General features: G+C 49.2%; 25 protein-coding genes and 1 tRNA gene. 18 read left to right on the top strand and 8 right to left on the bottom strand.

The window, feature by feature from the left end:
- The first annotated feature begins 4 nt into the window (after positions 1-4).
- The 5 genes from HZF10_RS06335 (at position 5) to HZF10_RS06315 (ending at position 2,558) form a co-directional block, all read left to right on the top strand.
- Positions 5-226 carry a tautomerase family protein gene (locus tag HZF10_RS06335; RefSeq protein WP_176005339.1) on the top strand — a complete coding sequence of 74 codons (222 nt, stop codon included), beginning with the start codon at positions 5-7 and terminating at the stop codon, positions 224-226.
- Positions 223-966, top strand: a complete 744-nt coding sequence (locus tag HZF10_RS06330) for an SDR family NAD(P)-dependent oxidoreductase (RefSeq protein WP_217703351.1) — start codon at positions 223-225, stop codon at positions 964-966. The genes HZF10_RS06335 and HZF10_RS06330 overlap by 4 nt, the downstream gene beginning before the upstream one ends.
- Before the next feature lie 9 nt (positions 967-975).
- Positions 976-1,353 (top strand): nuclear transport factor 2 family protein, encoded by a 378-nt coding sequence (locus HZF10_RS06325; RefSeq protein WP_176005338.1) that lies wholly within the window; start codon positions 976-978, stop codon positions 1,351-1,353.
- A 1-nt stretch (position 1,354) separates the two neighbouring features.
- Positions 1,355-2,413: an NAD(P)H-dependent flavin oxidoreductase gene (locus tag HZF10_RS06320; protein WP_176005337.1), complete on the top strand. Its 1,059-nt coding sequence runs from the start codon at positions 1,355-1,357 to the stop codon at positions 2,411-2,413.
- Positions 2,414-2,471: 58 nt separating this feature from the next.
- Positions 2,472-2,558 (top strand) — tRNA-Ser (locus tag HZF10_RS06315).
- A 543-nt stretch (positions 2,559-3,101) separates the two neighbouring features.
- On the opposite strand, the gene HZF10_RS06310 is transcribed toward HZF10_RS06315, so the two are convergent.
- The 7 genes from HZF10_RS06310 to HZF10_RS06280 form a co-directional block, all read right to left on the bottom strand.
- Positions 3,102-3,824, bottom strand: coding sequence for a hypothetical protein (locus HZF10_RS06310; RefSeq protein ID WP_176005336.1), 723 nt, complete (start codon positions 3,822-3,824; stop codon positions 3,102-3,104).
- A gap of 54 nt (positions 3,825-3,878) precedes the next feature.
- Entirely contained in the window at positions 3,879-5,057 is a 1,179-nt protein-coding gene (locus HZF10_RS06305) for an acetyl-CoA C-acyltransferase (protein WP_176005335.1), read from the bottom strand.
- Between the two features lie 198 nt (positions 5,058-5,255).
- Entirely contained in the window at positions 5,256-5,567 is a 312-nt protein-coding gene (locus tag HZF10_RS06300) for a hypothetical protein (protein WP_176005334.1), read from the bottom strand.
- 215 nt (positions 5,568-5,782) lie between these two features.
- On the bottom strand, positions 5,783-7,102 hold the full coding sequence (locus HZF10_RS06295; RefSeq protein ID WP_176005333.1) for a DUF389 domain-containing protein: 1,320 nt from the start codon (positions 7,100-7,102) through the stop codon (positions 5,783-5,785).
- A 43-nt stretch (positions 7,103-7,145) separates the two neighbouring features.
- Entirely contained in the window at positions 7,146-8,297 is a 1,152-nt protein-coding gene (gene nhaA / locus HZF10_RS06290; RefSeq protein ID WP_176005332.1) for a Na+/H+ antiporter NhaA, read from the bottom strand.
- 91 nt (positions 8,298-8,388) lie between these two features.
- Positions 8,389-8,865: a DUF305 domain-containing protein gene (locus HZF10_RS06285; RefSeq protein WP_176005331.1), complete on the bottom strand. Its 477-nt coding sequence runs from the start codon at positions 8,863-8,865 to the stop codon at positions 8,389-8,391.
- A 5-nt stretch (positions 8,866-8,870) separates the two neighbouring features.
- Positions 8,871-11,081, bottom strand: a complete 2,211-nt coding sequence (locus tag HZF10_RS06280; RefSeq protein WP_176005330.1) for a bifunctional alpha,alpha-trehalose-phosphate synthase (UDP-forming)/trehalose-phosphatase — start codon at positions 11,079-11,081, stop codon at positions 8,871-8,873.
- Positions 11,082-11,147: 66 nt separating this feature from the next.
- On the opposite strand from HZF10_RS06280, the gene HZF10_RS06275 reads away from it, so the two are divergent.
- The 11 genes from HZF10_RS06275 (at position 11,148) to HZF10_RS06225 (ending at position 21,749) form a co-directional block, all read left to right on the top strand.
- Positions 11,148-12,947 (top strand): glycoside hydrolase family 15 protein, encoded by a 1,800-nt coding sequence (locus tag HZF10_RS06275; RefSeq protein WP_176005329.1) that lies wholly within the window; start codon positions 11,148-11,150, stop codon positions 12,945-12,947.
- Positions 12,948-12,974: 27 nt separating this feature from the next.
- Complete coding sequence (locus HZF10_RS06270; RefSeq protein ID WP_176005328.1) at positions 12,975-14,711, top strand: APC family permease; 1,737 nt, start codon at positions 12,975-12,977, stop codon at positions 14,709-14,711.
- 91 nt (positions 14,712-14,802) lie between these two features.
- On the top strand, positions 14,803-16,587 hold the full coding sequence (locus tag HZF10_RS06265) for a chloride channel protein (protein WP_176005327.1): 1,785 nt from the start codon (positions 14,803-14,805) through the stop codon (positions 16,585-16,587).
- Between the two features lie 225 nt (positions 16,588-16,812).
- Positions 16,813-17,361, top strand: coding sequence for a hypothetical protein (locus HZF10_RS06260; RefSeq protein ID WP_176005326.1), 549 nt, complete (start codon positions 16,813-16,815; stop codon positions 17,359-17,361).
- A 37-nt stretch (positions 17,362-17,398) separates the two neighbouring features.
- A complete protein-coding gene (locus tag HZF10_RS06255; protein WP_176005325.1) occupies positions 17,399-17,878 on the top strand; it encodes a hypothetical protein in 480 nt (159 codons plus the stop codon).
- A 16-nt stretch (positions 17,879-17,894) separates the two neighbouring features.
- Positions 17,895-18,341 carry a hypothetical protein gene (locus tag HZF10_RS06250; protein ID WP_176005324.1) on the top strand — a complete coding sequence of 149 codons (447 nt, stop codon included), beginning with the start codon at positions 17,895-17,897 and terminating at the stop codon, positions 18,339-18,341.
- 37 nt (positions 18,342-18,378) lie between these two features.
- Entirely contained in the window at positions 18,379-18,759 is a 381-nt protein-coding gene (locus HZF10_RS06245; protein WP_176005323.1) for a hypothetical protein, read from the top strand.
- Positions 18,760-18,865: 106 nt separating this feature from the next.
- Positions 18,866-19,285: a hypothetical protein gene (locus tag HZF10_RS06240; protein ID WP_176005322.1), complete on the top strand. Its 420-nt coding sequence runs from the start codon at positions 18,866-18,868 to the stop codon at positions 19,283-19,285.
- Positions 19,286-19,323: 38 nt separating this feature from the next.
- Entirely contained in the window at positions 19,324-19,713 is a 390-nt protein-coding gene (locus HZF10_RS06235; RefSeq protein ID WP_176005321.1) for a hypothetical protein, read from the top strand.
- A 232-nt stretch (positions 19,714-19,945) separates the two neighbouring features.
- Entirely contained in the window at positions 19,946-20,599 is a 654-nt protein-coding gene (locus HZF10_RS06230; protein WP_176005320.1) for a fibrobacter succinogenes major paralogous domain-containing protein, read from the top strand.
- Between the two features lie 52 nt (positions 20,600-20,651).
- Positions 20,652-21,749: a serine hydrolase domain-containing protein gene (locus tag HZF10_RS06225; RefSeq protein ID WP_176005319.1), complete on the top strand. Its 1,098-nt coding sequence runs from the start codon at positions 20,652-20,654 to the stop codon at positions 21,747-21,749.
- A gap of 34 nt (positions 21,750-21,783) precedes the next feature.
- On the opposite strand, the gene HZF10_RS06220 is transcribed toward HZF10_RS06225, so the two are convergent.
- Positions 21,784-23,520 (bottom strand): hypothetical protein, encoded by a 1,737-nt coding sequence (locus tag HZF10_RS06220; RefSeq protein ID WP_176005318.1) that lies wholly within the window; start codon positions 23,518-23,520, stop codon positions 21,784-21,786.
- Positions 23,521-23,674: 154 nt separating this feature from the next.
- Between HZF10_RS06220 and HZF10_RS06215 the strand changes: the two genes are divergently transcribed.
- Positions 23,675-24,028 carry a helix-turn-helix domain-containing protein gene (locus HZF10_RS06215; protein ID WP_176005317.1) on the top strand — a complete coding sequence of 118 codons (354 nt, stop codon included), beginning with the start codon at positions 23,675-23,677 and terminating at the stop codon, positions 24,026-24,028.
- Between the two features lie 194 nt (positions 24,029-24,222).
- Complete coding sequence (locus HZF10_RS18075; protein WP_246282488.1) at positions 24,223-24,621, top strand: patatin-like phospholipase family protein; 399 nt, start codon at positions 24,223-24,225, stop codon at positions 24,619-24,621.
- The last annotated feature ends 283 nt before the right edge of the window (positions 24,622-24,904 follow it).

The following is a 24,904-nucleotide window of genomic DNA, read 5'->3' as shown; positions in this document are numbered from 1 at the left end:
AGCCATGCCATTCGTAACTATAGATGTAACCCGTGAAGGCGTTACAAGAGCACAAAAGCAGCAGCTTATCGCCGGCGTGACACAACTCATCACCGACGTTTTGAACAAAGATCCTCAACTGACTCACGTCATGATCAACGAAGTCGAACTCGACAATTGGGGCGTGGGCGGCGAACAGGTTTCGGTTTTACGTGAACAAGGCATAACCGCCGACAAGAAATCATGAGAAAGACAGCCATAGTAACCGGTGCTTCTACCGGAATAGGAAAATCGATCGCCCAATTGTTTTTGGACAAAGGGTACAACGTCGTCATCAATTCGGCGAGCCTCGGCAATCTCGAGGTGACGTATTACGAACTCGGACATCACGACCGTCTGGAAATGGTGCCCGGCGACATCGGCAATCCGTATACGGGCAAAAAGCTTGTGGAACGTGCGATGCAACGCTTCGGAAGTGTAGACGTATTGGTGAACAACGCCGGTGTTTTCGAACCGAAACCGTTTCTTTCGGTCGAGGAAAAAGATTTGGACAAGTTCCTCAACATCAATTTGAAAGGGACGTTCTTCACAAGCCAGACCGCGATCAGGCAAATGCTTGAACAAGATGGCGGTTCGATCATCAACATAGGAACCGTACTCGTAGACCACGCCATCGACGGATTTCCGGCCACCGCTCCTATCTCGAGCAAAGGCGGCATCCACGCTTTGACGAAACAGCTCGCGGCTGAATTCGGGCGCGACAACATTCGTGTGAATGCGATCGCTCCGGGCATCATCCGTACGCCGTTACAGGCCAAAACGGGTGTAGACAACGCCGACGTACTGGCCGGATTGCACCTGCTGAACCGCGTCGGGGAAACCGAAGACGTCGCGCAGCTCGCGTATTATCTTGCAGAAAGTAACTTCCTTACGGGAGAAATCATCAACATCGATGGCGGGCACGTCGCCGGCCACCGTTTCAATTAATTAATAACCATGGACCATTTCAATAAAAACGTAGGGTCGGTTTCCGATTTGGTGATGCAATATTTTGAAGGCATCCACAACGGGGATATCGAGAAGCTCGAAGGGGTTTTCCATCCGCAGGCGCTTGTCGTCGGAGATGTGAAAGGGGTCGAATATTTCAAGACCGTCGGGCAATACATAGAAGGCGTGAAATCGCGCAAAAGCCCGAAAGAGCTGGGTGAAACGTTCAAGATGGAGATCGTTTCGATCGAAATCATCAACCAAACCGCAACTGTCAAAGCGCGTGTGCCTATCTTTGGGTATAACTATTACGACCTGCTTAGTCTGGCCATGGTCGACGGCAAATGGATTATCGTCAATAAACTACTGACTCACGTAAACGATTGATATGGATTCCAATAAAATAACGCAGCTTTTGGGCATCGAATACCCGATACTGCAAGGTCCTATGGGTGGCGGTTTCTCTACCGCCGCCTTGCTGGCCGCCGTTAGCAATGCAGGCGGTCTGGGAAGCTACGGCGCCTATACGATTACACCGAATGAAATTTTGGCTGCGGCCGAAGAGATAAAATCGGTGACTTCGAAACCGTACAACATCAACCTTTGGGTCAAGGATGTCGATGATTCGCTCAAAGATTTTCCACAGCAAAAAATCGAAAAGATCAAGCAGCTTTTCAAACCGTATTTCGATGAGCTTGGGATCGAATTGCCGGAATTATCGGCTAACATCCCGTCTAAATTCGAGGATCAGGTCGAGGTTTTGTTCCGGATAAAACCCGCTGCGTTCAGTTTTGTTTTCGGAATCCCGTCAAAAGAAATCCTAGACGAAGCCAGACGTTTGGGCATAAAAACAATCGGCGCGGCCACGACATTGGACGAAGCGCTCGCACTCGAGGAAGCCAAAGTGGACGCGATCGTCGCCGCTGGTTTCGAAGCGGGCGGACACCGACCGTCGTTCCTGAAACCCGCGCAGGATTCGTTTACCGGATTGTTCACGTTGATCCAACAGCTCAAAGCCAAAACCAGCACGCCCATCATCGCGGCTGGCGGAATTACCGACGCGACCGGCATGAAAGCCGCATTCGCACTCGGTGCCGACGCCGTACAATTGGGAACGGCTTTGCTGGCCACCGAAGAATCGGGAGCGACGCCTTTGCACCGCAAAATGTTGTTTTCGCAGCAACACAATTCGACTACGGTCACCAAATCGCTTACGGGACGCATGGGCCGCATGATTTCGAACCGTATTTCGGACGATATCAAATTCGAGACCGAAGTACTGCCTTTCCCGTTACAGACCAAACTGATCGCTCCATTGAAAGTAGCCGCTTTGGCCCAAGGACGCGAAGACATGGTGAGTTTCTGGTCGGGTCAGAACACAGTCGCGTTGCGTCATCACAAAGCAGCCGATTTGATGCAGGAACTGATCCAAGCCCTGAAATCTTAAAACCGATTTTAAATTTTACCCAAACGGATTTTTTTGCTTTCTTTGCAACCGCAAATTTAGAGAGGTGTCCGAGTGGTTGAAGGAGCAAGCCTGGAAAGTTTGTATGTGGGTAACTGCATCGAGGGTTCGAATCCCTTCCTCTCTGCAAACATCATGCGCTCCCCTTTCGGGAGCGCATTTTTTGTTTCTGACCGCGTCAAAAGGCCTTTCAGCCTTTTGTAAGCTGGCGGAAATAAAAAATGGAAGCCGCCTTTTTCAGGCGGCGCATGATGTTTGGCAGTTCGCCCCCGCCGGGATCACCGAAGGTAATCCTTTCCTAAGACTAGGGCGACAAAAAATGGAAGCCGCTTGCAAAGCGGCGCATTTTGAATGACAGACTCCCCTTTTGGGATCATCGCAGGTAATCCCTTGCTTATTATCCATCAAACCTTCATTTTGAAAGATTCTCAGAAAAGTGCGCTTTTCGTTAATCCTCCCTTTTGTACACTTGACTGCCTTTATCCTACCCTTTGACTACGCTTTGACCACGCTTTGCCATAGCTAAAGCACTTTGAAGAATCCGCAAAAAACTCTTTTTCTACCAAAACGGAAATCTTGCTCCTCAAATGAACATCAAAACAAAACCCCTCCAAAACGGAAGGGTTTAACATATCTTGATTACGGACATCATCATATTTCAAGGCGACTCTCAAAACAACCTCACCTCCTCCAACCGAATATCGATCAACACCGGTTCCGGCTGCATCGACGTATTATCGGCATTCCTGATGAACACGCTTCTGCGGGTCGGGACCTTGACGCCTTGGAAATCGCGGTGGTCGTACAGGTAATGGGCACCTCCAGCATTGCCTGAGATTTCCACGTTGTAGTCGTGCCTGCGGATGAGGCCGTTCTTGTCGATATAAAAGACCTGCTCGCGGTTGTGGGTGGCGATATGCTCCGGGAATACCACCTTGAGGCGTCGCCAGGTTTCCCCTTTTTCCTGCCATGGTTCGATCTCGGAAGCCTCATAGCCCGGACCGGCAAAATTAAAGGGCGCGTTGAGATACGTCCACATGGCATAACCTGAAAAATATACGGCCTGCGGTCGCGACCATGGAGAGGTGCGGTCCTGCCCGTCGAACGAAAGGCGCGGCTGCAACAGTTCTTCCATGACTTGTCCGTTGCCGTCTTCAATAGTTACGCGTTGCGGATCGAAACGGAATTGTATGTCTTGGTCGTAATTGGGTCGGAAAAGTGTGTCCTGCATGCGGGTATCGACGGTAACTTCGACATCACGCATCAAACCGACCTGCTGTTTGCGTTCCCAGGTCGCGCCGCCGGCATATATCCGGGTCGAAATTTTGTTGAACCTGTTCCAGTTCTCGAGGCCTCCGTGGGCTTCGATCGTAAAAGAGAGTAAATCGTTCATATCGGGAATTTTAAATAGTGTTTGGGACAACCGAAGCCTTATGTGATGCAACGATCAGTTCGCCAGTTTTTCGATCACCACGGCCGATGCGCCTCCTCCTCCGTTGCATATGGACGCGACGCCGTAGCGTCCGCCTTCTTGCGTCAATACCGACGTCAATGTGGCAAGTATCCTCGCTCCGGACGCGCCGATTGGATGCCCCATGGCGACACCGCCTCCGTATACGTTTATCTTTTCGGGTGTGATGCCCAGTATTCGGGTGTTGGCCAAGATTACGGCGGCATAAGCCTCGTTGATCTCGAAATAATCGATGTCGGTTTGGGACAGTCCCGCTTGAGCCAACGCTTTAGGTATGGCTATGGAAGGCGCGGTCGTGAACCACTCGGGAGCCTGGGCGGCATCTGCATACCCTATTATTTTGGCGATGGGCTGTAGGCCATACTTTTCTACCGCTTCGGCCGAAACCAGAACCAAAGCTGCCGCACCGTCGTTGAGATTGCTCGCGTTGGCCGCGGTAATGGTCCCGCCTTCTTCGAATACAGGCCTTAGAGCGGCCACTTTTTGGGGAATCAGCTTGTAGACATCTTCGTCATTTTTAATCGTGACGTTTCCCGTTTTCTGCTTTATTTCTATGGGGATGATCTCGTCGGCGAATTTTCCGTCGGCAAATGCTCTCGCCGCCCTTTCATAAGATGTGAGCGCGTAGGCATCCTGCTCTTCGCGCGTAATGCCGTATTGGCGCACGGTGACTTCTGCGGCGTTGCCCATGTGGAAATCGTTATACACGTCGGTAAGTCCGTCCTTGAGCAATCCGTCGGTGAGCAGCGCGTGCCCCATTTTGTTGCCGACTCGCTGCTGCAGGTAATGTGGTACGTTGCTCATACTCTCCATGCCTCCGGCAACCACTACATCGTCGATACCCAATTGTATCTGCTGGGCACCGATCATTACGGCCTTCATTCCCGAAGCGCAGACCTTGTTGATTGTCGTGGCGTCGGTATGGTCGTCTATGCCTGCAAATTTGGCCGCCTGCCTCGCGGGTGACTGCCCGAGTCCGGCCTGGAGCACATTGCCCATATAGACCGAATCGATCTGGTTTGCAGGGATGTTCGTGGCTGACAACGCGCCTTCAATGGCGATTTTGCCTAATTCGGTGGCGGATAATCCGGCCAGGCTGCCAAGGAAGCCTCCGATGGGCGTCCTTTTGGCGGAAACGATATAGACGTCTTTCATGATTTTTGGTTTTAGCTTAGAAATGATAATTATACCGAAAGGTATTTTTATTTTCACAAAAAAAGCGCTTGCGACGCTTCTTGCGAGACAAATGTAGTAAAAATAAATACCTATCGGTATAAATTATAAAAAAGCTAACACAAAGGATAGTTCATTCTCTAAAAACGGACATCAAGATGCCGCTTAATTATTGGAAGGTCATTTAATGCCGAGGTAGATTTCGGACGTGATCGTAAGGAAACTCCGCTCGGTATTATAGAAAATCGTAAGCCATTGCAAATTTTCCCCGTGTTTGCTCACCAGGTATTCGATACGAGTTCCCGTCTTCCCATCGTAAGTGACGTTCGCGGTTTGGGTTCTTCGGCCGATGTCGTCCAAAGTAATATCTAGATGTTGGATCAGGCTGCTTTGTGCAATTTTGATTTGCCTGTCGATGAATCCGTCGGTGATCGTCTTGGCTTGGCCGAAGTGTTCGAAAGTGTAGTCGTGCATGCGGTTTACATGGGTCATTTTTCCCGTTGCAAAAAGACGATTTAAAAGAGGGTTGCGGGGCGTTTCCGTCAGGAGGTCATGAAATGTGGGGTACTCACCACTTAGGCGAAATACTACCGGTAGCTTGCTGGCGCCTATGCTCGTGCAAACAGACCAAAAAAACCTCCGGCGAACCGAAGGCCTTTTTATCAATAACTAACCTTTCCTACAATATAGTTTTTTTTCAGGAAACTTCATTTCTTTTTCTTGGTTGCCGGTTCGATTTGCTCGACAAGCTCGATTTGCCTGGCCCTCAATTTGTGCTGTAGCCACGCCCCAAGTTTTTCACTGTCCCGAGGCAATAAGCTCTTTTCGGAACGGTACAGTATGACCGGAATCGAAAACACGCTATCGGTAGACGAATTGAACTCGTGCCTCGCTATCGAAAGGTTCCGGATACCCGGGAACAGCACCTTTGCCTCATCGAGTATTTGGACGTTGTCAATCTTTCCTGCGTCCAATTGCTTGCGCAGGTTGGCGATTATGATATCTTTTTCGTTCTCCTTCGCTTTCGCCGCCCCGATCTCGTTGAGAATATCGCGTTTAAGGTCGGTGGTGTCCTGACGGATGCGAAGTCTTGTATTAAGGATGCCGTATACCCCTAACTTCTCTTGCAGCAACTTTGCCTCCTTGTGCGAGAAACGCTTTGCCAGAAGCGCGAGTTCGATGCGCTTAGGATTAGCATTGTAGGATGTTTTGCGATATATGAGCGTGTATCCCTTTTCCGAAAATTCATTTTGGAGAAATCGGTTCACCTTTTCGTCGAATTTCCGCTCCTGGTACAATTGATAGGCAAAGTAAATTCCGGGGACCAGCATCACGGTAATGAGGAACGTCATCGAAAAACGCACCTGCCTGGCATGCCTGTCGTTTACCTGTTGCTTTATCGGATACTTGAGGTATTTTACGATCAGGAAAGTCGCGATGCATATAAACACGCAATTGATTGTATATAGATAAAGCGCTCCCAGGAAAAAACGGAAATTGCCGACGGCAAGGCCGTAACCTGCGGTACACAAGGGAGGCATTAGCGCCGTTGCGATCGCTACACCCGGGATTGGATTTCCTTTTTCGACGCGTGTAAGGGCGATCACCCCGACCAAACCGCCGAAAAACGCGATAAGGATGTCGTAGATATTGGGGGAGGTCCGTGCCAACAGCTCCGACTGCGTTTCTTTAAACGGACTGAGGAAAAAGTAAACGGTCGCAACAGTAAGGCTAACCAGAGTAGCGGTAGCCAGATTCTTGAGCGATTTGCGAAGCAAATCAAAATCGAAGATGCCCAATCCGAAGCCAGCCCCGACAATCGGGCCCATAAGCGGGGAAATAAGCATCGCGCCGATGATCACGGCAGTGGAGTTGACATTCAGCCCAATAGAGGCAATCACGATGGCGCAGGCGAGGATCCAAAGGTTGGAACCCCGGAACGAGACGTTCGAGGATACGTTTTCCAGTACCTTTTGTCGGTCTTCTTCTCCCTTATTCAGGCTGATCAAATCGAACAAACTACTCATTTTTCTTTCGTTTTACGTGAGAGAAGCCGCAAAGACGACGATGTCATCCGTCGGTTTCGACTACTTCCTTTGTCAAGATAAGGCGAAGCATCGAGAATCCCAAAATTGCGGCTAATAAGGAAGACAGTAAAATGACAAGTTTGGCATGACCGATAGTTTCCCCATCGTCAAAAGCGAGCAGGGTTATGAAAATCGACATGGTAAAACCGATGCCGCCCAAAGCACCTACACCGATGATGGCCTTCCAGGAGATATCCCCGGGAAGCTTACATATCCCTAGCTTGCAGGCGATGTAACTGAACAATCCGATGCCCAGCGGCTTCCCGACGACGAGGCCTAATGCAATGCCGATGCTATAGGGTTGCCTCAAGGTTTCAGACAAGCTGCCGTGAATGGGTATCGCAGTGTTGGCCAATGCGAAAAGCGGCAGAATAAGAAAGGCTACCGGTTTGTGCAGGAAGTCCTGCAAAATATACGAAGTCGATTTTTCGTCCCCATTCCCGAACGGTATGGCAAACGCAAGCAATACACCCGTTATCGTAGCATGTACCCCCGAATGCAACATGAACCACCACATCGCGACGCCGCCCAACAGGTAGGGAATGAGGTTGCGTACTTTGAGCCTGTTCAGCGCCAACAAACCTCCGAAAATAGCCAAAGCGATGCCCAGATTCACCAAGGATATGTCGTTGCTGTAAAATATAGCGATGAGAAGAATTGCCCCAAGATCGTCTATTACGGCCAAGGCAGTCAAGAACACTTTGAGCGATGTCGGGACCCGTTTGCCTAATAACGACAGGATGGCCAGGGCGAAGGCGATATCGGTCGCCATGGGAATGCCGGCGCCGCGTTGTGACGGAAGGCCAAAGTTGACTGCCACGAATATTGCCGCCGGAATAAGCATGCCGCCCCAAGCCCCAAAAATAGGTAAGGTCGCGTCTTTAATGTCGGACAGTTCACCTATGTAAACCTCGCGTTCCAGTTCAAGGCCGACCAGCAGGAAAAAAATGGTCATCAAACCGTCATTGATCCAATATTCGACACTTTCGCCACCGAGATCCGTGTGCCAGAAGTGCAGCCATCCGTCGCCTCCCGTGTTAGACAGGATGAGCGATAACACGGTGCAGCAGATCAGGATCAGGCCGCTGGATTTTTCATTGTGGAAGAAGTCGTTGAAGAGTCGGGTTATTTTCATAAACGGGAAGGTCTTGCACAGAACAAAATGGACTGTGCATGTAAGTGAATTCGTAAAAATACGATGTTTCAGCCGGTCTGGCAACGAAAAATCAGTAGGCGATGCTGTCCAACAGTCGTTTCATCTGCGCAATCTCTTCTTCTTGTGAGCGGATAATCTTTTCGGAAAGCGCCCTGACGCGAGGGTCTTTTATATTGGCTTGCTTGCTGGTCAGGATAGCAGAAGAATGGTGTGGGATCATCGCTTTCATGTACTGGCTGTCACTAATGAACGATTGGGAACGCAAGGCCAGAAGCGAAAGGCAAAACACGACCAGTGCCATCGTCGCGATCGCCGCGTTCTTTTTTCTGTGCGGGTACATCCTCGGCATGAGCCACAACATGAGCAAAGCCATCGGGCTGACCATGAGCAGCGACATATAGGTTCGCGTCAGGCTGAGATAGATGTGGCCTGCGGAATCTACGTTCAGGAACATAACGGCATACATGATCAGGAACGACACGAAGAGCATCAGCCCCATTTTTCCGTAATGGCCATTCTTAGGTGGTGTGGCGGTTGTATTTTCCATTTCAGTTAATTTAAGGTGAAGTGATTCATAAGCTTGCGGAGTTCGTTCGGATTGCCCGTATAGTATTTGGCGACGGTCGGTGCGTTGCCAACCTTGACCGTATGCGCCATTTCGGGAAGTTCGGCGAACATATATTCGTCGGTGTGGTCGTCCCCGGCGGCAAAAACATAGTCGAATGACCCGTCAAGGATAAGGCGTGTCACGGCCCGCCCTTTGTTGACCAGGTTGCTTTTTACCTCGATTACCTTGCTGCCCTCTAGTACCGACAGGCCATTGTCGCCTACCATGCCCGCCAGCAGGATGCGAAGTTCGCGTTCCCTTATCAAGGCAAGTTCGTCGTCGGCTTTGCGGAAATGCCATGCGAGCGAATATTCTTTTTCTTCGACAAATGCACCGGGAGTACGGTCTACAAAATCTTCCATGACATTGCGTATACTGTCTTTCCAGTCGGTCTTCGGGTCTTCGAGCTTTTCCCATTTCTTGCCCGCACGACGCATCCAGACGCCATGGTCTGAAATCAAGGTGTAGTGCATGTTATTGAACCAACGCTCAAGAAAAGCGCGGTTTCTCCCGCTGATGATGGCTATTTCGGTATCCTCATCCTTATTTATATCGTTCAAAAGTTGGTACAGCGCTGCGTCCGGGACGGCATCCTCAGGATTGTCACGAAATCCTACAAGCGTGCCGTCGTAATCGAGCAGCACGAGCTTTTTGTGTGCGGTGCGGTACTCCGTCAGCAAGGTTTCCGTGATGGATGGTGTCATCTTCCGGCAGGCAGCAGGGTTAGGCGTGTTGCGAACCGTCTTTTCAAGGCTGGTGACAAAATCATTCGCCCATTTTTCAATTGTGTATCGCGACAGGCGTTTCTGCATCGCTTCCATGCGGTGACGCTGTTCTTCGAGCGGCATCCTAAGAGCTTGGTCCAATGTCTCGGAAATTTGGTTCATGTTCTCCGGGTTGATCAGCAATGCCTGGCTCAATTCGTTTGCCGCTCCTGCCATTTCGCTTAAAATCAATACCCCGTCGCGCTCAATCCGCGTGGCCACGTATTCTTTGGCAACCAGGTTCATACCGTCGCGAAGCGGCGTGATCATGGCAATATGTGACGTGGTGTAAAGGGCAACCAGGTCCTCATAGGGCAACGACCGGTAGAAATACCAGATCGGAGTCCAGTCGATGGTCGCGAATTTTCCGTTCACGCGCCCTACCAGCTCATCGGTTTCCCGCTTTAGCTTCCTGTATTGGGGCACGTCTTCGCGCGACGGGACCGCGAGCATGACCAGCCGTACCTTACCTATATATTCGGGATGGCGCTCAAGAAAATATTGGAATGCGCGGATGCGGTTCGGGATGCCTTTGGTATAGTCAAGCCTGTCAATTGACAGGATCAGGCGGCTGTCAGGGTATTGCTTGAGATGGTCCTGAAGCCGGTTCACCAGATCGGACTGGAACTGCTGTCCGGTCACTTCGTATTTGGCGGCCGAAAAATGGAATTTGTTGAAGTCCACACCCATCGGGAACGAATCGACTTTCACGGTTCGTCCGTTCGCGTCCACTTCGTTGAACTTTACTGAAAATCCTTTTATGCGCTTGACTGAGTTCAGGAAATGCTGCACGTAATCGTAGGTATGGAAGCCTATGAGATCTGCACCCAGCAGTCCGGAAAGCAGTTCGTCCCGCCACGGGCACGTCCTGAAAATCTCGAAGGCCGGAAAGGGAATGTGCAGGAAGAAGCCGATGGAAACATCAGGGCGCTTCTCGCGTATCATGCTTGGCACGAGCATCAGCTGATAATCGTGTATCCAGATGCGGTCGCCTTCCTCGGCATGTGCCAGGACGCATTCCGCATATTTTTGGTTGACCCTGTAATAGGCATCCCATTGCTTGGGGTCATACAGCGTATATTCAAGGAAATAATGAAACAGCGGCCAAAGCGATTTGTTGCTGAAGCCGAAATAAAAATCGCGCACTTCGGCCTGCTTCAGGAAAACGTTGGCCATGCGCGATTCGGAAGCCGTACGGTTCAGGGCCACATCGAAGTCGCCTATCTGTTCGGACGTAAGCCCCGGCCACCCGATCCAGAGGCTTTCGCCCGTCGCGTGAACGGATTTCAACCCAGTAGCCAATCCTCCGACACTAGGTGTAGATTGTATGCGATTGCCGGAAATTTTGAACTCTACGGGAAGACGGTTTGAAACAATAATAGTTTTGGACATGTCGATTTTATTGAAGTTTTCGTAAATTTAAGGATATTAACCGGGTTCGCCTGTTAAGAAAATCACATGAAAAGCCTTAATTACGGAATTATCGGCAATTGCCGAAGTGCTGCGCTCGTGTCTGAAAAGGGCGCGATCGACTGGTGCTGCCTGCCCCGATTCGACTCCCCGTCGGTCTTCGCAAGACTTCTGGACGAAGAAAACGGAGGTCATTTTTCAATCCTCACCGACCGAAGTTACCGCATTGAACAACACTATATTGAAAACACCAGTATTTTGTCGACGCGCTTCGACAACGGCAGCGATGCCTTCGAGGTGCTCGACTTTATGCCACGTTACCTCAACGAATCGGGCGACAGCTACACACCACCCGAAATTATTCGGCATATACGCCTTTTGAGAGGAAGCCCAATCTTTCGCGTGAAATACGATCCGAGACTGGAATACGCCAGCGAAGAGACGTTCACCTATATGAAAGATGCTTTCATCATCAGCCTCACGAACACGAAAAAGTTCGACAGCTTGTTCCTTTACAGCGACTTTGATTTGGAAGCTATTACCACAGGAAAAGAAATCGCACTGCGCAAAGACGGTTTTTTCCTGATGGGCTATAACGAAAAGATATTCGTGCCGACGCTCGAACGGATCCGTCTCGAGTTTGAACGGACCAAAGTATATTGGTTGAATTGGTCGGACAATACGCCCTCCTATCAAAATTACGATGCCGAAATCAACCGCAGCGCCATCACGTTAAAGTTGCTCAGCTATGAAAAGACGGGCGCGGTCCTGGCTGCCGCAACCACGTCGCTGCCCGAAACGATAGGCGAAGTGCGCAATTGGGATTACCGTTTCTGCTGGATACGCGACGCTTCGATGGTGGTAAAAGTGCTGACGTCCATCGGGCACAGGCAACAGGCGAAAGACTACCTTCGCTTCGTGCTCGATTTGTTGCCCGACAAGGACGAGAAGCTCCAGATCATGTATGGCATACATGGCGAAAAGAAGCTCACGGAAGAATTCCTTGAGCATCTTTCGGGGTATGAAGGCTCACGCCCCGTGCGGATCGGGAACGCCGCCTATGAGCAACGACAGCACGACATCTACGGCATCCTGATGGATGTCATCCATCAGCAGCTGACGCTGTTTTCCAACGATATCGAAAACGGCGAGGAAATCTGGAACATTACCAAAGGCATTGTCTGGGTTGTCGGGCAGCACTGGCAGGAACCCGACAAAGGCATCTGGGAATTCCGGACCGAAGAGCGGCATTTCACGTTCTCGAAAGTCTTGTGCTGGACGGCAATCGACCGCGCCGTAAAAGTAGCGCTGCTTTTGGGAAAACGGGAAAAAGCCCGCAAGTGGCAGCCGTTGGCCGACGCTATCCGTAAAGATATCCTGGACAATGCATGGAACGACGATATCGAGGCTTTCACCCAATCCTATGGCAGTTCCGACCTCGACGCTTCGGTATTGCTCATGGAAAATTATGGTTTCATAGAACCCTGGAATCCGCAATACGTGAGTACCGTTAAAGCCATCGGACGCGACCTGAGCAATGACGGCCTGCTTTACCGTTACAAGAACAGGGACGATTTCGGCTTGCCGTCGTCTTCGTTCACCATTTGTACGTTTTGGTACATCAACAGCCTGTTCAAGATCGGAGAGACGGACGAGGCCGAAGCCCTGTTCGAAAAGCTGCTGTCTTATTCGAACCACCTCGGGCTTTTCAGCGAAGACCTGGATTTCAAGACCAAAAGGCTGTTGGGGAATTTTCCTCAAGCCTATTCGCATCTTGCACTGATCGAGACGGCGATCAACCTATCGACGCTCACCAAAGAAGAAAAAATAATAGACGCCCTGCGCTAGCGACGTACCGGTCCTTAAAAATACAGCATGAAGACAGTCCATAAACTTAAGGAGTTTGCCGCGACGGCAATCTGCGGAAACGACATTACATCATCCTGTCTCTATGTCTCAGCCCTCGCCATACTGTATGCGGGCCAATACGCCTGGATTTCGCTGCTGATGGTTGCCGGCGTGCTGTATCTTTTCAGAAAAATCTACAGCGAGGCGGTGGGTGCCTTGCCGCTTAACGGCGGCGCGTATAACATCCTGCTGAATACCACCAGCAAGAGCAATGCGTCGGTGGCTGCCTGCCTCACCATTTTGTCGTACATGGCGACCGCGGTGATTTCGGCCAGCGAGGCGATGCATTATTTAGCAGGTCTTGTAGATGGGCTTCCGATTTTCTGGGCGACCATCGGCCTGATGTTCTTTTTTGTGGTCCTGATCAGTTTCGGGATCAGTGAATCGTCTTCGGTTGCCATTTTCATTTTCGTGCTGCATATCGCGTCTATGCTACTGCTCATCGCAAGCGCGGCTTGGTTTGCGTTCGGGCAAGGATTCGGAACGCTTGTCGAGAATTTCCATTTACCCGTGAAAGGCAGCATACCTATCGCACTTTTTCTAGGCTTCAGTACGGCGATGCTGGGCATTTCAGGTTTTGAAAGCTCTTCCAACTTCGTGGAAGAACAGGAGAGCGGCGTATTTCGCAAAACATTGCGCAACATGTGGATTGCCGTCACGGTCATCAACCCGCTTATGGCGTTGGCGCTTATCAGTGTAATCGCGATACCTGAAGTCGAAGGCAAAGAAGAAGTATTGCTCGCGTACCTGGGTGAAATCACGGGCGGCCCGATACTTGCCAAACTCATTGCCGTTGACGCCGTGTTGGTATTAAGTGGCGCTGTATTGACTTCGTTCGTAGGCGTTTCGGGGCTTATGAAACGGATGTCTTTGGACCGCATCCTTCCGCAAGGACTCACGAAGATGAACAAGCGCGGCGGACCGACGCGTATCTTGCTTGTTTTTTTCGCGCTTTGCGTATCGGTGTTGCTCATAACGGAAGGCCAGCTCGGGCCACTGGCCGGGGTATATACGATTTCCTTCCTTGCGGTCATGGCCTATTTCGGCTTCGGTAACCTGCTGCTCAAAATCAAGCGATCCAAACTCCCCAGACCGGAATATTCCAGGCCGTTCGTGGTCGCCTTTGCAGTTTTCTGTATCGTGGCGGCCCTATACGGGAACGTCCGGTTGCATCCCGAATATCTTGTCGTTTTCCTTCAGTATTTCATTCCGTCTATCGTCATCGTGTTGCTATTGCTCAACCGACAATTCGTGCTTCAGTATCTGTTGGTCGTGGTGCGCAGCTTCCTGGAGAGTTTCGAGCGCACGATGCGGATAAGCGAAGTCATGCTGACGAGAAAACTCCATAAGCTCCATTCGCAGCATTTCGTCTATTTTTCGAAGGCGGACGATATATCCTTGCTCAACAAGGCCATCCTGTATGTACAGGAAAACGAAATCACTAAGAAGTTGAAAATCGTTACCGTGGTCAACGAGAACCGTCAGGTCACGAAGGCATTTATGGACGATTTCAATGCGCTGGACCGTGCCTATCCGGAAATCAAGTTGGAATATGTGCAGATAGAAGGAAATTTCGGGCCGGAACTTATAGAAGAGTTGTGCGAAAAATGGAAAATCCCTACAAATTTCATGTTCATCTCTTCTCCGGGAAACAGATTCACTTATAGATTAGCCGACCTGCACGGCGTACGGCTTATCATGTAATGCCCTAAATTTTAATCTGGCGACGATTTTGCCGACTTCAGTGGTGATTCCGAGCCTCAGGCCGTACCTTTGCCTCCTTTACATTTTCGCCATGCTCAAAACCTATTTACGGAAAATAAACGCCTTGTTGCTGTACGTAAAAAAACGACTTTCCGCAAAGCAGTTCATATTTCTTGCCAGTGTCATCGTGTCGGTTACGGTCGCTTTCGCCGTGATTGTGCTTAAGGCATTCGCCCATGCCGTTTTTTCGTTTGCGACGTATCTGAACAGCATCCTGCATCTCAGTTTCATCAACAGCATCCTGCCCGTGATTGGGATTTTGCTTACTGTTCTCGTCGTGCGTAAACTATTGGGCGGAAGCATCGAAAAGGGTACTTCGCAAATCCTGTATGCGGTTGCGCGAAAATCAAGCCTCATCCCAAGGAAACAGATGTATGCCCAAATAGTAACCAGTTCACTTACCGTTGGCCTTGGCGGGTCGGCAGGTTTGGAAAGCCCCATCGTGGTAACGGGCGCCGCCTACGGGTCTAACTTTGCGCAACAGTTCCTGTTGAGTTACAAAGAGCGGACGCTTCTTATCGGCTGTGGCGTGGCCGCAGGAATCGCCGCAGCATTCAACGCTCCCATTGCAGGCGTGCTGTTTGCCGTTGAAGTGTTGCTGGTGGATGTCAGTATCGCCGCCTTTACGCCTATCATGATTGCGGCCGCGACAGGCGCCCTGGTATCGGCCATCGTCCTGAAAGAAAATGTACTTCTTACGTTCAGCGAAAAGCAAACCTTCGATTACCACAATATCCCTTTTTATATCCTGCTTGGGCTTTCAACCGGTATGGTGGCGGTATTTTATTACCGCAATTTCCTTAGGGCGGAACATTATTTCGGCGGGCTTGCCTTTGGCGCTTACCGGAAGGCATTTTTTGGAGCGATACTTTTGGCAGGACTTATATTCGTTTTCCCGACGCTTTTCGGCGAAGGTTACGAAAGCATCAAAGAGTTGGCGGGGAAAGATCCCGGCCGTCTGTTGGACAACACACTTTTCAGCGATTGGCGAAACAATAATTGGGTATTGTTGCTGTTCGTTGGCGCCACGTTCGCGATGAAGGCTTTTGCAACGGGTATCACACTTGGCAGCGGTGGCAATGGAGGGAATTTCGCGCCGTCGTTATTCATGGGTTCATACGTCGGCTTCTTTTTTTCGAAGCTGCTCAATCTTACGGGATTGACTGATTTGCCTGTCAGCAATTTTACCATGGTAGGAATGGCGGGCATCTTAAGCGGGCTTTTTCACGCACCGCTTACTGCAATATTCCTCATCGCGGAAATTACAGGCGGCTACGACCTGATGATTCCGCTCATGATCGTAGCGTCTATAAGTTACGCCTTGTCGAAGCGTTTCGAAAAACATTCGCTGGACGTGAAAGGGCTGGCCAAAAAGAGGCAGGCGTTCACCAGCAACAAAGACACGAACATCTTGTGGACGCTTGAGACCGAAGATATCGTGCGGAAAAATTACAAAACCGTATTGCCCGGGGATTCGATACAAAAATTAGCCGACATCATTATCCATTCCAACCAGGACGTATTCGCGGTGGTAGATGAAAACAGGAAACTTGAAGGCATGATCTATTTTAACGATGTGCGCGAGATTGTCTTCGACTCGGTAAATAATCCGGATGTTTTTGCACGGGGTATCATGTCCGAGCCCTTACAGGTAGTGTATCGCTCGGATAGCATGGACCGCGTGATGGAAAAGTTCGAGCAAACCAAAAGGGTCTTCCTGGCGGTAATCGATGACGGGCGTTATTACGGCATCATCGCCAAGACAGATGCACTCGAAGCGTATAGGGAACAACTTCGGGCGATGGCTTTTGAATGATGCTTTATAGTCGGTTGCACACGACTTCTTCCAAAATTACAATTTAAAGGCTTCCGGAATCGCTTGAGTTAAGGGGTTCACAAATGTCGGCATGCTCCTTCACCCAGGCGAAATATCGCAAATGCGACCGAAACACATAATAGGAATGGTTTATATTTGTTGCGAACCGAAGAGTATCACCACTTGCGGCTCGCTGTCGGTTCACGGCAAGTCAAAAAGAATACCTTGAAAGAACATTTTAAAATACTAAAAGGACTACCTCCGTATGGAGACATGTATTTCTCTGTCCCGCCAAATGGTTATAGGGAATATTCCGAAGGTTTCGTTGTCGAATTTCTTAAACGTGACGGAAAGAGATGGATCGGTAACTTCGAGACCGGGAATTCAAATCTGGAATTTGTCTGCAGGCTCGGTGACGACAATATCCTGGTAATAGCAAGAGGGATTTGCTACATGATCGATCCGGAAAACCATCATTCATTCGAAATTCCCGGATTCGATTATAAAAATGTGGTCGAGCATGAAAATCTGTTCATACTTGTGGGCGAATATTCGATTACCGTGGTCCGGTCAAGGCAGGAAGTACAACATTTCCCGAATTTGTGTCTTGACGGGATCAGCGACGTTCGGATAATCGGGGACGCATTGCATGGGACATTACATGATTTCGATTCGAACGGTAATTTTACCGAAACCCATTTTACCTTGGACCTGGATACATTTAAATTTAAAACATTGAATAACCGAAAAAGCTGGTGGGAAATCCTGAAATGACCTGCTGCCGACATTTTTAATCATTTACAACAGACCCGTGACCCAATTCGATTTTCAAGACAATCAACTAAAACTTAAAGTAAGGCGATCGCCGATCATAATACTTTCCATTCTGTATTTGATCACGATACTTTGTTTTGCTTTGCCGCTATCGGGATTCGTGCTTTCCGTCATAAGCGGTGCGGGAATAAAGTTTGGCGGACTCATCGCAATCGGGGTATTTTCATTGCTCGGCTTCTATATGTTGCGGTTGGCTTTATGGAATCACCGCGGCGAAGAAATTATCCGATTCCGTAACGATGAGATCAGCTATATAGCGGATTATCGTTATTTTAGGGATGGAAAGAAAAGTATTCGGCGAAACGAAATTTCTTACTCGGTCTGTCCTGTCGGATATGAGGAAGAGAATGTCGGTGTTTTGATCATTTCCAATGGTGAATCCGAAATTGCTTCCGTTGTCAAAATGCCACGAAACAATATTGAAAAATTAATTGAACTACTAGAAAACGCAGGCTGACCACCACTAACAAGACATGTTTGATTGGATAAACAGGATTTTTAAAAAAGAAAAGGAGAAACCGATTTCAGGATTCGCAAAAAAATACTCCGAAATTTTACAAACTTCCGGATCAAACTCGAATGAATCGCTCGAAAAGAAAAAACCCGACTTCATCGCTTCATTGACCTATCGCACGACCGAAGAAGGCGGAAGAAAAACCGCGGCAATGTCAGGATATCGACCTGCTATAAAGTTTCCGTTCTCTGAAATGCTCACGTCGGGCGGACAATATTTCCCGGATGTCGAAAAAGTATATCCCGGCGACACCGTAAAGGCGGAAATAAGAATATTGGGCGTGGACTATTTTAAGAACCAATTGTATGAAAACCTGGAATTTGAATTTTACGAAGGCCCGACTTTAATCGGTACAGGAATTATCCTAGAAATTTTAAATCCGATGCTGCAAAACTCCAGCCGATAATTGTGTTGACATCTATTATTTCAAATCAACGAATAAAATGAAACGATTCCGGGACATAGATCCGATCATTGAACATTATGCTACCGAACTCGGGGCAAGACTCACGAAAGACAGGCCCGGCTATCCGCAACAATTACGAACGTTCGAGGAACGCAGGATCGATTGGGTCGAAAATGATATCCGCAAGGCCATAATCATACAACCCAACTTCGAAGCGACAGGAGTAAACACCGATCTTTGGAATTTCATAAATGTAGCATGGCGTGAAGGCGGCTATTCATCGGTCCCTTTGCAATGGTACAAAAGCCTGGTTACCTCAAAGGATTTTGCACGAATAGTAAACCAAATCGAGAAATTGCTTGAAGAATCCGTCCGAAACCTTGGGAACGTCCGGCTCGAAGATTTAGAAAGACCATGACCGACGCCTTAATGCGTGTAGCCGATCAACGACCTGTATTCCGGTTGATGTACGTTAACGGATTAGTTTATATCTTGGCGTTAGATTCATCAACAACCAAAATCAAATGTCGAATAAATCTTTTTTCACCTCGCTGCTATCGCTGTTTCCATTCCTTTCTTCCGCTAAAAAAACAGCGCAACCGCAAATAGACGAACTGGAATCAAAAATCAACGACCTCAAAACTTCGATGCTTTCGTATAGGAAAGAAGCCGAACCTTCGTATTCAAAAAAAGACGTCGAAAAATGTGTGCTGATACTCAAGGAATATCTCGTGCAAATGGCCAAAACGAACTCGAAAGAAAAAGGCATGGCGGTCGTCGAGTCGACTGTTATGCAACTCAACGAACTCAATGACGACTGCGAAGGCGAACTCATCGAAACCGGCGAACGGGAACAGATCGCGGACATCATCATCCTTGCGGGAAACAAAAAAGGGTATAATGCCGTTGATGAGGATGTGACGGAGGAATGGCGGGAGTGGTAGCCGCATGTTTTCAACCTGAAACGAATTGAACCCGATACGTGAAAAACGATTACCACATTTTCAAGGCCTGGACGACCACTTTGGTTGTCGTACCGATCGCATTCGCCCTATTCGAGGGCGATACCTCGGCTTTTGCCATCGGGCCGCTTTTCCAGTTGTTCCTGTTTTACCTGCTTTGTGAATTTTTATTCCTTCTCCCCGCGGTGATGGCAATGGCCGTCGCTTTTCCGTTGCTGCGGAAATATGATGCCGGCAGGAATGTGCAGATGATGTGTTTGTCCGCGATTTTTTGCGTGACGGCCTGCCTGACGTTTTATATATCGGAAGCGTATGGGTACGGGTTTAAAAAGACCGTATGGTTGGTTTTGAATCTGCTGTTTTTTTTGGTCGGCGGGTTCCTGTACAACAGGACGTGGCGAAGGAAGTAGCACTCGATTTCTGCACTTTGACCGATTGATGATGGTTCTCGACCAATCCCAGGACGTCATCTTATTCCTTTGAGCCCTCGAGCAATGACTTTTGGACGCCAATACCTCTTGCCTGATCTCGAGCTTGAGCGACTCTTTTACCCCATCCCCATCAAGTTTTTATGATAAAAAACAGCATTCCCACAAGGCCAAAAAGGATTATATTGTGGATGTTTTAAACCAAACCCACACGATGGCAAAAAAGATCAACCCCGCTATTTCCTGCGTTTTCTTTTTCATGATGTGCTGCTTCGGCGTGGCGGCTCAGGGCCAAACCAAACCCGCCACGGTTAAAATCGGTCAACAGCAATGGATGGCCGAAAACCTCAACGTGGACACGTTTAGGAACGGCGACCCGATACCGCACGCCAAAACGGACGAGGAATGGAAAAAAGCATACGAAGAGCATAAACCAGCGTGGTGCTACTACGGCAACGACCCCGAAAACGAATTGAAATACGGCAAACTCTACAACTGGTTCGCGGTAAGCGATCCGCGCGGCCTGGCTCCCAAAGGCTACCATGTGCCCTCGAAAGCCGATTGGGAAACCCTCGTGGATTTCCTTGGCGGACAGAAAATGGCGGGAAAAAAACTCAAAAGTACCGAAGGCTGGCCCGGTGCGGAGAACGGCACGAACGAAAGCGGTTTTGACGGACGTCCGGGCAGCATGCGCTACTACAGCGGTTATTTCGACAAAAACCGTTGCCTCGGGCGTTGGTGGACAAAAACCGAACTGGAATCTTCCTATGCCTGGCAATACTATTTGCTGAAGGGTGACGAAGTGGGATGGTACAGTGCCGATTACGGCAAGGGCGCGGGAATGTCGGTACGGTGTCTTGCAGACTAGCGTTTGCTTATAGTACAAAGACGCACCGGTCCGAAATCTAAAACAACACTTTATGAACCCATTAAAATACTTCTTTTTGATTGCGTGCTTTTGGGTCGCTACCGTCACTGCCCAAACCCAAACAGAAAAAATAGATGCCCTGGTGCAATCGTATGCCAAGCTCGGACGTTTCAACGGCAATGTGGCTGTGGCCCGAAAAGGGCATATCGTATTTGCGCGAAGCTATGGGCTGGCGGACCGCGAATTCGACATCCCGAATACGCAAGACACCCGGTTCCGAATCGCGTCGCTGACCAAGCAATTCACCGCGGTGTTGATCCTGCAGCTCGCGGAATCGGGGCAACTGGATTTGCACGCGCCGATAACACGGTACCTGCCGTATTACAAAAAAGAGCTCGCCGAAAAAATAACCATCCACCATTTGCTGACCCACACGGCAGGTTTGCCGGACTATACCGAAAGGGACGATTTTTTCACTGAAATAAGCAAACGGCAATACGACCACCGCGAATTCATACAAAAGTTTTGCAGCGACACGCTGTTGCATGAACCCGGTACCCAATACAAATACTCGAACGCAGGTTATTATCTTTTGGGCGGCATCATCGAAGAGGTCACGCACGACACGTACGCCAATGTGCTGCAAAAAAAGATTCTCGACGTACTGCACATGCAAAATACGGGAATGGAAACGCCCGAACGACTGATCAAAAACAGGGCGAAAGGGTATAATTATGGCCCGTCGGGCTATTCGAACGCCGAGTATATCGACATCTCCTCCACCATATTCTCAGCCGGAGCGATGTATTCCACGACAGGGGATTTACTCAAGTGGGATAAAGCGCTGTTCTCGAACAAACTATTGTCCGCAAAAAGCACCGAAATGATGTTCACCCCTTTCTCGTCGAACTACGGATACGGTGTCGGGACCATCAAATCGTTCGTGCCGGATTTGAAAACCGAAGTACACTTTGTGTTCCATCAAGGGGCGATAAACGGTTTCCGTTCCGTGATGACCCATGTCGTGAACGAAGACCTCGTCATCCTTTTGCTTTGCAATACGTTCGAGGCCGACCCGAACCCTGTCAGCAATGGAATTTTTGCGTTGTTGCATGGGTTGCCTTACAGTTTTGCGGGAGAGGAAAAGTAAGATGGGGCGATTTCGCCGCCTTCGGATGCAGGAATCATCCGCTTACGCCCGTTGGGCCATGGCCTGTCTCTTCCGTGCGCTTCAATTCTTCTTCCACCAAAATATTCGCCCGCTCCACAAACAGATGCAGCCGTTTTTCGAGCAGTTCGGTATAGGTAAAATCGGAATAATCGGGCACGGCCCGCCTCAGGCTGCTCATGTTGCCGCACAATAATTTGAACAGCAGTTTTCCTTCTTCGGTGTCCCTCGGGAAAACCTCGCGGCACAGGGGCGTGAAATAATCGCACAGGTCGAACAGGTAGCCCAGGCCGTAATGGTTTGGGCGATACGCCAGAAACACCTCGATCAGCCCCAGGCAAACGTGTTCGGCCGCCACATGCAACATCGACTGCTTGACGACCTCGACGCCCGAACGCTCGATCTGGTTTTCCGAATCGAGGAACGTTGCGGCAATCGCCATCCGGCTGTTCCAATACGCCCGCGACACTTTGGCCGAGCGCTTGCGACTTACAAAATTCAAACCCGGCGGAACCGTCTCGTGCTCGTACAGCACTTCGCCTTTTTTGAATACTTCGCTAAAGAAAAACACGCCGTGGTCGGTGCGGTGCCTAAGTGAGGTGACCGTATGCAGCAGCAGCGTGACCGTACATTTGTCGTCGCTCTTCACGCGGATCGCATCGCTGATGTCGGCCACCGCATTTTCCTTCATGGCTTCCACGAGGGCCAGGATGTAAAAATGTTCGCGCGACGCATCGTTTTCACGTTCCGAAACCAGTGGGGACAGCCGCCCGGCGTTAGCCGTACTTTTGCCGAAGCAGTAAATCGCCGCGGTGTCGAGGTTCTTGGTGATAGTGCTGACGATAAGTTCCGGGTTCGTTTCCGACGGCTTCTGTCTTACGGCTTTGGATTTGTTCTCAGCATCCTTTATCTCCAAACCGATAAGGTGATGCCTTTTCGTTTTCCTGAAACACTCGCCTACCGCCTCTGCGAAAAGCCGCTCCACTTCTTTTTTCGCCAACGCTACTTTAGCGAGGATCTTCCCAACGTCTTCACGCTTGAATTTCGGCTCCGGGAACCGGCGGCGTTTCATGGCCGGATAGGTTTTGTCGAGCTGTTCCAGCAAAAAGCACTCTTCTTCGCCCGCGGGATCGAACAAATGGCCCAACGCAGGCGCAAACGTCCTGATGTTCTCCTGCTGCACCGCTATGCTTTTGGAAACGAGCGGCCTGCCCGTCAAAAAATTCGCGCCCGTCTTGTATAGCACTTCCAAAGCCCGGTGCAGCACGAATACCGCTTCTGTGAAGTTCTCGTGCTCTATGCAACGGACATAATCGCTCAGGATACGGTCGCACTTTTGCAGCCTCTTTTTGAAAAGTTTCTTTGCCCGCGTGATCAATCGGTTGGGCATGGCCGCCTCGGGGAAGAACGGATGCCCGCCCTCGGGGTTGGCGTAGGCGACCGACCCCAGCGCCACATGGCGCACCATGAACAGGTTGCCCTTGCGCAACGCATCCTCGGCATAGTCGCACGAGAACAGCCGATACGCGAAAGCGGGATACTTCGCAAACACCTTGTCGGCCAACACCTCAAGTTCGGCCAGTTGGGTGCTGTCTTTATCCATATAAAAAGTCACGATCGTTTCGGGTCCGCACTGATTGTTTACGGACAGGTACACGCAATCGGCATTGATGAAGCCCAACGTCTCATCGATCGCTTTCTCGATAAGATGGCTGCCGGGATGGTCTTCGGGGGTCAAAATGTAGTGGTTCATAATCGAAAGGTTTTAGGTGGTACATGCGTGAAAAAGTGTATTTTTGTCAGACCCGCAAGTACGCCACAACCCAATATGTACCCCATCATTTTTTCATGTATGGTACATGTTTTATACATTTGAGGAGTTTCATTCACCCTAATACCTTTGCACCATGACACCTACCAAAAACCACATCGGAAGAAAAATAAGCCGCATCCGCGAACTGCGCGACATGAAGCAGGAAGCCCTGGCCCAGGCACTCGGCACGAACCAACAGGCCATTTCGCTCATGGAGAACAGCGAGACGATCGATGAGGAGAAGTTGGTTGAGGTGGCGAAGGCATTGGGGGTGACGCCGGAGGCTATAAAGAATTTTAGTGAGGAGGGCGTGATTAATTATTTCAATACGTTTGGAGATAATGCTACCGGACAAAGTTTTGGTCCGATTTATAATTTTAACCCGATTGATAAGATTGTGGAGCTTTATGAGAGGTTGTTGGAAGCGGAGAGAAGAAATAAAAACTGATTTTTTTGAATAATTTGAAGGACCGCTAAGCGGTCTTTTTTTTGGTTTATGGAAAACCGTAACTGGGTGAAGAAAAATGCGTTAGATTTGTTTTGCCTAATTTATATGTTGGTGTTTTATTGCCCATATAAACAAGTTGTGCGCTATTATGTTCGTCCCAAGTACAATCAACAACAGCTTTAAACAAAATTTCAATGGAAACAAACGATAAGAACGTTTTCAAAATCCTCACGATAGACGGTGGTGGAATAAAAGGTCTATATAGCGCATCAGTTCTTGCTAGAATTGAAGAAAAAACTGGTAAAAAAGTCGGAGACTATTTTGATATGATTTGCGGGACATCAACTGGCGGACTAATTGCATTAGCAATAAGTCGTGGGATTTCAGTATTGGAAACTGGATGGAGAATCGAAATCCTTGTATTTCTCAATCATTTGCAAGGCATACTTGTAGTCCCGTTTTGTAGCATAAGCGGTGTCCTTAGTGTGATATTCGATTTCCTTTCGATGCACAGGAAAAATTTGCGTGCGATACAAATTGTGCTTTTCGATGGCTTGCTTGGCAAGTTCAGGGGTAATTTGGATTTTGGTTGATTGCTGGCCATTCAGACCAATTGAGGTAAATAGAGCCAATAGAGATGCTCTACCGAATAGGATTCGATACTTTTTCATGTGGTGTATGGATTTAAGTTTAACTGCTTGCAATAAAATAAGCGTGGACATTGTACCACACTTAAATCCAGGACACCACATCCCTTACAAGCAATGACACAAGCCACGCCATACTGGCGTACCTCATAACATTATTTGCTTGTAAAATCAAGAAATCTTGCGATTTCAGGGTGGTGAGTGGATTTAAGCAATAATGCAATTAAGC

Source organism: Flavobacterium agri (assembly GCF_013401995.1).
GTDB classification, from domain to species: Bacteria; Bacteroidota; Bacteroidia; order Flavobacteriales; family Flavobacteriaceae; genus Flavobacterium; species Flavobacterium agri.
Note: the sequence above shows the minus strand (reverse complement) of the source record. Positions and strands in the feature narration are given on the sequence as shown.